The organism is Actinomadura sp. NPDC048955 (assembly GCF_040649435.1).
Taxonomy (GTDB): domain Bacteria; phylum Actinomycetota; class Actinomycetes; order Streptosporangiales; family Streptosporangiaceae; genus Spirillospora; species Spirillospora luteofluorescens.
The window spans coordinates 141538-152596 of record NZ_JBEZJI010000011.1 but is presented as its reverse complement, the minus strand read 5'-3'; the positions used below and the strand labels follow the sequence as shown (position 1 = coordinate 152596).

4 protein-coding genes are annotated in these 11059 nt (G+C 73.0%); all 4 read right to left on the bottom strand.

The genetic code is table 11. The features are described from left to right. Positions 1–18: 18 nt before the first annotated feature. The 4 genes from AB0C84_RS14270 to AB0C84_RS14255 all read right to left on the bottom strand — a co-directional run bounded on the left by AB0C84_RS14270 (position 19) and on the right by AB0C84_RS14255 (position 11020). On the bottom strand, positions 19–2076 hold the full coding sequence (locus AB0C84_RS14270; RefSeq protein ID WP_361065402.1) for an alpha-L-rhamnosidase C-terminal domain-containing protein: 2058 nt from the start codon (positions 2074–2076) through the stop codon (positions 19–21). 93 nt (positions 2077–2169) lie between these two features. Then, on the bottom strand, positions 2170–5112 hold the full coding sequence (locus tag AB0C84_RS14265; RefSeq protein WP_361065399.1) for a glycosyl hydrolase: 2943 nt from the start codon (positions 5110–5112) through the stop codon (positions 2170–2172). Further along, positions 5109–8294 carry a family 78 glycoside hydrolase catalytic domain gene (locus AB0C84_RS14260; RefSeq protein WP_361065396.1) on the bottom strand — a complete coding sequence of 1062 codons (3186 nt, stop codon included), beginning with the start codon at positions 8292–8294 and terminating at the stop codon, positions 5109–5111. The genes AB0C84_RS14265 and AB0C84_RS14260 overlap by 4 nt, the downstream gene beginning before the upstream one ends. A gap of 11 nt (positions 8295–8305) precedes the next feature. Then, positions 8306–11020, bottom strand: coding sequence for a family 78 glycoside hydrolase catalytic domain (locus AB0C84_RS14255; RefSeq protein WP_361065393.1), 2715 nt, complete (start codon positions 11018–11020; stop codon positions 8306–8308). Positions 11021–11059 lie beyond the last annotated feature (39 nt).

Sequence of the window (11059 nt, the reverse complement as noted above, 5' to 3'; positions counted from 1 at the left end):
AGCGGGTTGATGGGGCGGTCATGCGCGGTCGCTCCGCAGGCGGTGCGAGCCGCGCAGACCGTCGATGTACACGTATTCGCCGTCGCTGTGGACGCCCAGTTCCAGGCCGGCCGCGCCCCGTGCGCGGGCGCCGTCCCAGACGAGGCGCCCGTCGACGCGGACCTCGACCCGGGCGCCGAACGTCGGCACGCCCGCGCGGCCGACGGTGGTGCCCGGAGCCTTCAGGTGCGCGGTGTAGGTTCCGCCGGCGACCTTCCAGGAGGCGTCGACCGCCCCGGCCGGCGTGGTGATCCTGCCCTGCGCGAACGTGAGGTCGGCCGGGTGCGGGACGAAGTCGAACGACCGTCCGCCCGTCCCGGTGGGGTTAAGGCCGAGGACGGAGAACGTGAGCGCCGGGGTCGGGCCCGTCGCCCAGGCGTGCGCGAGGCTGACGTAGGAACTGCAGAAGACGCACCCGTCCCCCGGGTTGCGGAATGACTCCCAGAAGGTGCTGCCGGTCCCCTCCGGGTGGTCCAGCATGTAGCCCCACTGGCGGCGGATGATGTCCACTCCGGCCTGGTCGGCGGCCTGGCCGCCGGCGGCGAAGTGGGCGTTCACCTCCATCGATCCTGAGAAGACTCCCGGGTTGCCCTTGTTCTCGGGGGCGGTCGAGGTGATCGCGTTCCAGTTGCCCTTGAGGGACGCGCTGATGCGGCGCGCCTGCGTCTGGTCGGCGAGGCCGTACCAGACGGCCAGGGAGTTGTCCGCCTGCGGGTGGATCGTCGAGTTCGGGTAGAACTTATACGCGCCGGCGGCCTCGTCCCAGAAGTTCGTGTTGATGGCGGTGCGGAGCGCGGCGGCCCGCTCGGCGTAGGACGCGGCCAGGGCGTCGTCGCCCTGCGCCTTGGCGAGCCGCGAGCCGGTGTCGAGGACGCGCCACATCAGCACGTTCGCGATGAGGTTCTCGCCCTTGGCCAGGATGCGGACGGAGTCGGACGTCCCGGTGATGGACACCAGGCCCTTGTCGTCCATCTTCCGCGTGATGAAGTCGACGCCCTTGCGGTACCGGTCCCAGACGCCCGACAGCCAGCGCGCGTCGCCGGTGTAGCGGTAGTAGTCCCAGCTCGCCGCGAGGGTCCACAGGTGGTAGGTGTCCGAGCCGTACTTGTTCAGCTCGGGCCCGGCGTAGGGCAGCTCGCCGGTGTCGCGCTGGTGCTGGTACACGGTGGTGAGCGCGTTGCGGGCGGACTCGGTGTCGTTGAACGCCGCGTAGGCGCTCGGGATCTCGATGCCGAGGTCGCCGGGCCAGACCGTCCGGTCGCGCTTGGCGCCGTCCACGAGGATGGTGTCGCCGACGCCGATGTCGCCGGTGCTGTTCCACAGCGCCGCCGGGGGCTCCCAGACCCGGCCGGTCTTCGGGGAGATCGTGTTGAGCTGGACGGTGTAGGCGCCCGCGTACCAGACGCGGTTGAGCAGGTCGTCGCTCGAATAGAAGTAGTTGGCGTACTTCGACGGGTCCTTCATCGTCGGCGCGGGGGTGTAGTACAGCGACACCTTGTCCAGGTCGACCCGGCCGCCGGAGGACAGGAAGATCGTCAGGTAGCGGAAGCCGCCGCGGAGCAGTTCGGCGGGCGTGGTGTAGGACGTGGCGCCGTCGACGTCCACGGACAGGGCGCCGTCGCGGCTGCGGGGCCCTCCGGTGGACGCGTCGCTCGTCGTGTCCACGTACGTGGACGACTCGGAGAACGCGACGCCGACCTTCTGCGGGCCGTCCGACCCGGCGAAGTGCAGCGTGGTGAGTCCGCTGACCTCCTTGCCGAAGTCCAGCGTGACGGACGATCCGGCCCCGGTCAGGCTGGTCGTGCCGCCTTTCAGGACGGCGCCCGGGTCGGCCACGGAGCCGCTGGATCTGAAGACGGACACCGGGTGCAGCGTCCGCGACGACGGGGAGAAGTTGTACCGCTCCCACGGGGCGGGACCGCGGCCCGGCTGGGCGTAGGCGGTGGCGAGCGGGGCCGCCTGGGCGGCGGTCAGGGCGGACAGTCCGAGAGCGACGGCGACTACGCCGCGGCGGCGCCTGGATACGCTGGTGCGCATGGATTCCTCGCGTTTTCCGGTCTTGAGCAGGACGTGGGATGAGGGGTCCACCGTGCGGGAGGGCGGGCCAACGCCCTCCCGCACGTTCGGGGTTCAGCGGGTGGAGACCACCGCCTCGCCGTAGGGGACGAGCCGGACGGGCCCGATCAGCCCGTACCGCTGGCGGGACGCGCCGCCGTACACGCCGGGGTCGCAGACGCGGAGCCGGTTGTTCAGCGTCGTGGCGACCTCGACCTCGATCGTGTTGTTGCCGCGCCGCAGCCACGGGCCGATGTCCACGACCGGGACGATCACGCTGACCGGGAGCCGGTGGCCGTTGACGGTGACGCGGCAGGTGTCGAGGACCTCGCCGAGCTCCAGCAGGGCGCCGCCGCCCGTCCAGTCCACGGTGGTGGTGTAGGTGCCGATGCCGGAGACGTCCGCGAGTTCGGGGATGTCCGGCCACGCCTTGAGGCCGTCGAGTTCCAGGTCGTGCCGCTTCACGCCGTCCGGCGTCATGTCCTCCACCTGGAGCCGCCAGGAGGTGAGGGTGCGCGCCTCGGGCACGGCACCGATCTCCGTCCGCACGGTGCGTCCGCCGGGCAGCGTGGTCGTGTAGGTGCCGGCGGAGGTCGCGCGGGCGACCAGGCGCTGCCGGTCGACGCGGAGCCCGGCCTGCGACGCGGTGGCGGACGGGGCGTGCCCGCCGCGCGCCAGGATGATCACGGTGGCCTCGGACGGCTGCAGCGCCACCCGGAGCGTGACCGTGTCGCCCTCCTCGCGGTACACGGCGATCCGCTCGGTCTCGCCCGTCCACAGGTTCAGCCGGTACGGGACGGCCTCGCGGTCGGACCGGGTGAAGGTGACGTCGTGGTCGATCGCGGCGACCGGCGGCTTGACGGTCTCGGCGTGCTTGCCGTTGCACAGGTAGAAGTAGTCGGCGCGGCCGTCCCGCCGGTGGGCGGTGAGCAGCGTGGACGCCTCCGCGTTGGAGACCGCCGGGCGCAGGCCCAGGTCGGCCAGCGCCCCGGGCACGTCGGCCTCCGCGGCGACGACCCGGACGCGCGGCTGCGCGAACAGCTGCTTCAGGACGGCGCGCAGCCGCTCGTTCTCGCCATCGCGCGCGAGGCCCGGAACGGTCGCGGCCGACCAGTCGCCCAGGAACACCAGCGGCAGGCCCGCCTTCGTCAGCTTCAGCATGGTGCGGGCCGTCCCGAGGGGCAGCGTGCACTCGTTGCCGCCGAAACGGTCGCCCTCGACGAACACGACCTTGTAGGCGGGGCCGCCGGGGGCGAGCCGCCCCCCGGACACGGTCGCGGACGGCAGGTCGAGCAGCGGCGCGCTGATGAGCTGGTGCGTCCAGCCCAGCGGGACGCCGCTCTTGGTGAACCATCCGGCGCCGATCCCGGTCTTGGTGTAGCCCTTCTGGCGGAACACGGCCACGTCGATGCGGCTCTTGCCGGCCTGCATGGCCAGGTGGACGCGCGACAGATAGCCGGCCACGTCGGGGACGTGCCGCCACGTCGGCTGGCGCGGTCCCCACGACTCGGAGAACCCGACGCCGCCGTTGTAGGGCGTGAACGCCGCGAATCCCGGCCACGCCGCTCCCGGCGCGATGGCGTAGGAGAAGCCGTGCAGGACGGTCTGGTTGAGCCCGGCCGCGTAGGCGCCGCCCATGGTGCGGAGGAACTTGCCCCAGGTGGTGTTGTAGGCGCCGCCCTGGTAGGCGCCTGCCTCGCAGGAGAGGATCGTCCGGCCGCCCATGTCGCGGCCTCCGGCGAGAGCGCGGTAGTCGTCCAGGTTCTTGAACCCGAGCGACTCGCCCTCCGGGACGTCCAGGATCGCGGCGGTGTGGATGGCGTCGGTCTCCAGCCCGTACGGCTGCGCGCGGTACTCCAGCCCGAGCGAGTGCGCCCACTTCGCGAGCGCCGCGAAGTGGAACTCGTTGAACAGGTCGGAGACCGTCTGCCAGAAGTCGTGCCGCACGTGCGAGGTGGTCGCCGCGTCGTAGGCGAACTTCGTGTTCTCCTTGAGGCGGACGATCACCGGCAGGTACGGCATCAGGTCGTAGCCGCGGCGCCGCCTGAACTCGGCGGGCAGGTCGGGCGTCCAGTTGAGCGCGTCCGTCTCCAGCTCGATCGAGTCCTCGAACAGCGTCGCGCCCGCCCGCTTGATCAGCCCGCGGACGTCGCGGGTGAGCAGGCGCGCCTCCCAGAACGCGGTGACGGCGCGCGTCCCGGCGCGGCTGAAGTGGTCGACGACGCAGTTGTCCGGGGAGGAGTGCGGGCCGGACTCTGGCCGCTGCCCGCTGCCGCGCCGCCAGTAGGAGAACAGCAGCCAGTCGCCGCCCTCCGGGGCCGTCCAGGTGATCCGCTCCCCCTCGGCCTTCGAGGTCAGGTCGGTGAACGACGCGGGGTCGAGGCCGGTCTCCTTGCGGGTGGTGTTCGCGGCGTCGAGCCGGACGGCGTGGACGGCGACGAGGTGGCGCTTCGTCACGCCGTCCTCGGGCGCGGCGACCGGCTCGGGGACCGGGCCGTCGTGGGTGGCGCCGCCCGCGACGGCCGCCGTCCCGTACGCGAGTTCCTGGACGGCGGCCTCGTCGTCCGGCGTGATGGTCGGGACGGCGGCGGGCCAGGCCGGGCCGATCGTCAGGTCGACGGTCACGCCGCGCCGGGCCGCCTGGTCGAGCGCGGCCTCGACGCCGGCGTTCCAGGCCGGGGTCCCCCAGCCGTGCCCCGCCGGGTCCAGGACGGACTTGTCGCGGATGCTGTGGTGCACGGCGACGATCTCCGCGCCGCCGAACCCGGCGTCCGCGATCTGGTCGATCTCGCGCCGGATCTCCGCCGGGTCGACCAGGCCGTCCGGCCACCACCAGCGCAGCCGCGGCCGCACCGCCGCGCCGGGCCGGGCGAACCCGCCCGGTCCCGCCTGCGGCGCGGCCTGGGCGGCCGCCTCGCCTCCGAGGACCGGGACCGCGCCCGCCGCGACGGCGGCAGCCGTGCCCATCTGGAGCACGCGCCTGCGCGTGTACCCCTGCCCCGTGCGTTCGTCGTTCACTGTCTTCTCCTGATCACTGTGATGCGGCCGGAGCCGACCGGGCCGAGGGTGAGGAGCCGGCCGGTCGCGTCCCGGCCCGTGGCGCGGGGGGCGCGGGCATGGGGTCCGGTGACGCGGAACGCGCGCGGATCGTCGTCGCCGAGCTCGACGACCAGGCGCGCGGACATGCCGGGCGGCACGTCCGCGTCCAGGCGGTACCCCTCGCGGCGGTCGAGCGCGACGGAGACGGGGCCGCGGATCGTCGGGACCCGCCCGGAGATCCGGGTCAGGTCGCCGGGGCGCGGCCGGATCTCGATCTCGGCGGCTCCCGGCGCGGTGATCCGCACACCGAGGACGTGGCGCGGGATGACGTTCGCGGGCGCCGACCCCCAGGCGTGCGAGAACGTCATGTTGGGCTTGAGGGACGGGTCCCACGCCTCGGCCACGATGGTCGCGCCCAGGTCGTCCATCATGTGCAGCCAGGAGCTCATGCCGGTGGCCGTCATCAGCCCGATCGCGGCCTTGGCCTGGCCGGTGGCGAACAGGGCGTCCAGCAGGAACTGCGCCCCGTAGACGCTGACCTTCATGCCACCGTCCGCGAGGGTCTCGCCCAATGCGCGGACGACGGAGTCGGGAACCGTGCCGGGCCCCGCTACGCCGAGCGCGACCGGGTACACGGTGGCGTGCTGCGCGCTGTGGGTGGTGCCCGCTCCGTCGAAGAACCGCCCGTTGGGCGCGTCGAGCAGCTTCTCCCGCATCGCCTTGGCCAGCGTGCCGGCGCGGCCCCGCCAGGTCTTCGCGTCGGCGGTCTTGCCCAGGGCGTCCGCGATGTCGGCCATGGCGGTGAACGCGGCGTACTGGCAGGCGTTCACGACCGTGTTGACGTCGGTGAACACGTACCCGTCACGATTCGACGTGGGCCAGTCGACCAGGTCCTGGGTCGGTGAAGCGGGGCTCTTGTGGACGAGCCCGTCGTCGCCGAGGTGCGCCGTCAGGTGCTTGGAGACGAGGAGGGCGTAGTCCGCGGCGAGCTGCTCCGGGTCGCCGGTGTGCAGGTAGTCCTGCCAGGCCGACATGACGTTCATCAGCCGGTACTCGGTCGGCCAGGTGGGGTTGCGGGTGAGGTAGACGTCGGAGGCGCGGGCCAGCGCGAACGAGCGCTGCACCGCGTACTCGGACGCCTGGTTGATGAGCGCGTCGCCCTCGTAGGGGCCGCGTTCGCGTGTCGGCGTGTCGGTGTAGAGGTCGCCGCGCGTCGCCTCGATCGAGTACCGGCACATCTCGTACACGCGGTCGAGGTCGGGGTCGGAACTGGAGAACGACGCGTCGGAGTCGCGCCAGGCGGCCCGCCAGGCGCGCCCGGTGGCGGCCTGCGAGAGGTCGAGGTCGTCGTCGCAGTTGAGCTGCGCGTAGCGGAACCCTCGGTAGCCCCAGTGCTCGATGGTCTGCGGTCCGTCGCGGAGCGTCCAGACCTCCTTGTAGGTGACGCCGGCGCGCAGCGCGTACCTGACGGTCCCGTCGCCGTTCAGCTCCTCGCCGAGCCGGACCTCGACGGTCTGCCCGGCCTTGCCGCGCACGGACAGGCGCAGACCGCCCGCGATCTCCCGTCCGAGGTCGACGAGCCAGGTGCCGGGCGACACCTTCCGCACGGACGCGGGTTCGGCGTCGTACAGTCCGACCGGTTCGACGAGCGCGGGCTCCAGCCCGGCGATGGCCGCCTTCACCACCGCCGGTTCCCAGCCGGAGTCGTCGAAGCCGGGGCTCGTCCACCCGGCCGGTTCCTGCCGCATGTCCCAGTACTCCTGGGGGCCGGTGTAGAAGCCGGAGCCGATCGTCCCGGCGTCGCGCAGCAGCCCCGCCTGGCGTCGCGTCCTCCACGCCGAGCCGCTCGCGACGGTGGTGGTCGTTCCGTCGGCGTAGGTGACGACGAGTTCGGCGAGGAAGCGCTTGTCCTCGGGGGTGAACGCCAGAGCGGCGAGCGCGTTGCGCCGGCCCGGCTCCAGCGCCTTGGTCACGTCGAAGGAGTGGTACTTCGGCGCCCCCGCCCCGCCCCGCATGGAGGCGAAGCCGGCCACCTTCCCGTTCACCCAGATCTTGGCCGGGTACTGGCGGATGGACGCCGGGGACTGGGCGGCGACGTGGAGCACGGCGGCCGCGATCGGCTTGCGCTCCGGTACGAACTCGGTGCGCAGCAGCGCCCAGGAGTCGTCGGGCGACCCGGCCGAGGACAGCGTCGACTGTCCCTTGGCGAGGGTCAGGGCGCCGCCGGCGACCGTGCCGGCGCCGAAGGTGCCGCGGCCGTCGGTGAAGTCCTCGTCGATGACCGCTTCGCCGTCCGGGCCGGTGAAGGTGACGTGGTCCCACACGTTCGCCTCGGTGGAGCCGTTGCGCATCCCGACCGTGCCCGTCCGGTACGTGGCGTCGGTGGCGGTGTCGACCTCGGCGCCGTCGATCGACGTCCGGAAGGTCGAGCCCTCCATCTCGACCGCCACGTCGTACCAGCGGCCCGTCTCGATGGGGAACGGCAGCCGCTTCTCCTCCAGCACCTGGTAGGCGCCGTTCACGCAGACGTGCTTCTTCAGGACGCCCGGAGCTCCGGCGCGCAGCTGCCACAGGTAGTTGGCGCTCGTGCCGGACGCCCGGAACCAGAGGCTCGCCGCGACCGAGGTGATCTGGAGCCGGGCCTTGAGGACGCCGTCGCCGGGCGCCCGCGCGGCCGTCGTCCAGATCGGCTCGGCGGACCACCCGCCGACGCCCGTGGCCAGCAGGGCGGGCTCGGACCAGCGGGAGGGCTTGGGCCCGTCGAACGTCCGGACCCGCCACCAGTACGCCGTCCGCGGCGACAGCGCCGGGCCGCCGTACGGCACCGCGACGGACGCCGCCGACGCGGCCCTCCCGCTGTCCCACGCGTGCGGGCCGTGCTCCAGGCGGGCCGGCGTGGTGGCGAACTGCACCTGGTAGTGCGTCTGCCTCGTCCCCGGGCCGAGGTCGGCGACCTGCCAGCTCAGCCTCGGCCGGGCGCCGACGCCGAGGCCGTCCGGCATCAGGGAGGTCAGCAGCCCGGACGGCGTCCGTGCCGCCGGGGGCGCGGGGGCCGCCGACGCGGTGCCCCCGGCGGAGCCGAGGACGACCGTGCCCGCCACCCCCGCCGCCGACGCCCCGAGGAAGTGGCGCCTGCTCATCCCGCTGGATCGTTCGGTCATCTCCGTGCTCCTCAGAGGTGGTCGGATCGGAAGGTGAGGTGCCCGGAGCCGGCTTCGAACACGGCGTAGCCGTCCTTCATCCCGGTGAAGCGGGCGCCGCCCGGTCCGGAGACGTGGACGTCACCGGCCGAACGCGCCGGGACGTGGATCTCGGCGCGGACGTTGACCGGGATGTCCGCGTCGAGGGAGAAGCCACGGCCGGCGCGCTTCCACGTGACGCCGACGTCTCCGCGCTGCAGCGGGACGGTCCCGGACGCGCGGTCCAGCCCGGTCAGCGGCGGCCTGATGCGGACGGCGGCCGAGGCCGGGGCGGTCACGGTGACGCCGAGGAGGGTCTGCTGCACCTCGACCAGCGACGTCGCGCCCCAGGGGTGGGAGAAGCTCTGCCCGGTCTCGGGGGCGTCCCACGACTCCCAGGTGAAGGTGCCGCCGCGCGCGAGGATGTTGCCCCAGCCCGGCCCCTTCGTGTCGGTGAGGCGGGTGACGACGTCCGCGGGACGGCCGCCGAGCGCCTCCAGCAGCCGGTGCGCGGTCATCGGCCCCATCTGCATGCCGAGCCCGGCGATGTACGACTCGACCTTCTCCCGCCCGTCGGCGGGGGCGACGCCGTAGGCGAGCGCGTAGGCGTTGGCGATCTGCGAGGCGTGCGTGCTCTGGGCGCCGTCGCTCTTCAGGCCGTCGATGTAGACGCCGTCGGGACGGCGGAGCTTGGCGTTGATGTTGCCGGTGAGCGTCCCGGCGTCCTTGCGCAGCGCCTCCGCGTCACCGTTCCTGCCGAGCGCGTCGGCGGCGCGGGCGGTGGCGTTCAGGACGTCCACGCCGAGCACGTTGATGACCGTGCGGGCGGCGGTGTCCATGTCGTGCCCGTAGCGCATGGTCGCGGGCCAGTCGATGATGCCGTACCTGTACTGCCCGGACCCTCCTTCGAGGTTGGTGACCAGGCCCGTCCCCTCCGCGATGTAGCGGCGGACGTAGCCGGCGACCGCGCTCATCACGGGGTATGCCTCCGCCAGGGTGGACGCGTCGCCGGACTGCTCGTAGTAGTCCCAGATCCAGCCGGGGAACATCTCGGTGTAGTCGGGGATGTCGCGCTTGCCGTCGCCGTTCGGGTAGACCGCGTTGAGGCGTCCGTCCGGCCAGTACCGCGCCTGCGACGCGATGAACTCGCGGATCGCCTGCCGGGTCAGCCGCCGCTCCCCGTAGGCGCCCATCATGGCGAGCGAGGTGTCGACCGAGTCGCCGAGGAACTGCCCCTTCTCCCGGGTCGGCGTGTCGAGGAACTGGGACTGCGACCCGTACAGCGCCGACCGCGCCATCAGGTCGTAGGCCGCGTTCACTCCCGCGTCGGACGTGCGGAGCCGGCCGCCGCGGGTCACCTCGTCGTGCTGGAGGACGGCGGAGACGTCGCCGGCCTCGGCTCCGGCGTCCGGCGCGATCTCCAGGTAGCGGAAGCCGACATAGGTGAGGGGCCGGAAGGTCTGGTCGCCTGCGCGCTGGGTGTAGCCGTAGCTGAGGTCGGTGTCCTGGTTGTCGTCCTTGGAGCGGGAGACCGTCCCGTCGTCGTTGAGGACGTAGGAGGCGTGCATGTCGACGTGACGTCCGGCGACGCCGTCGCGGAACCGCACCACCGGCACGGCCGGGATCACCTTCCCGAAGTCGGCGACCAGCGCGCCCGAGTCCAGCCGCGTGACCTTCACGGGCCGGACGGCCTGGTACGAGAGCGCGGTCTCCTGCCCGTGCAGGTGCTTGAACCCGGACGCGGGATGGACCCCGACGACCTGGGGGTCCTGCCAGGCGGACGTGTCGTGCCCCGGCTCGTCCCAGCCGAGCGGGGCGGCGGTGCCGTCGATGTCCTCGACGTAGTCGCCAGCGTCTCCGTTGCGCTTCGGCGCCTTCTTCCAGGGGGCGCGCGTGACCTTCCACGTCCCGTCGGTGACGACGACCTGCCGGGTCCCGTCGGCGTGGTCGATGACCAGCCGGACGAGCAGGCCGGGCTCGCCCTTCGGACGCCCCTGCCCCGACCCGTACCAGTGGTAGAGCGCGCCGATCGTGGCGGGCCGCCCGGCCTTCACCTTCGAGGTGACGTCGACGGTCTTGTAGAAGCCGTCGTCGGCGTACTCGAAGGCCGGGCCGCGGTCGACGGTCTCGCCGTTCAGGTGCAGTGCGTACTGCTGGCCGGCCGCGATGTGCACGCGGGCCCGCACGACCTTCGACGCGCCGACCGTGAAGTCCTTGCGGGCGAGTGTGTAGTCGTCGGCCTCCGCGGTGGTGCGCCGGATCCAGGTGGCCTGCCAGTCCCGGTCGGAGAGCCCGGTGTCGAACGCGGCGGGCCGCGCCCACGGAGAGCGCTTTCCGGAGGAGTCCCAGGTCCGGACGGTCCACGTGTAGGACGTTTCCGGCGCGAGCGACGGCCCGGCGTACCGCACGTACTCCTGGCTCCCCGACCGGACCCGGCCGCTGTCCCAGACCGCCGTGCCGGACGGCCCCCGCACGATGATCTCGTACGCGCTCTGCACCTCCCCGGGGTCGCGGTCACGGGGCGTCCACCCGAACAGCGGCGCGCCCTCCACGCTCAGCGGGCGGGCCTGGTCCCCCACGGTCAGCCCGGCCGGCGCCTGCGGCGCGTGCCCGGCCTTCAAAGCCGCCTGCGCGGTCCCGGGAAGCGCCACCACGGCGGCCGAGAGCCCGGCCGCGGCGGCGACGCGGAACGTCTTGGAACGGATCATGAGGAGTGGTCCTCCAGTTCGTTGCTGCGGCTTGGGGTC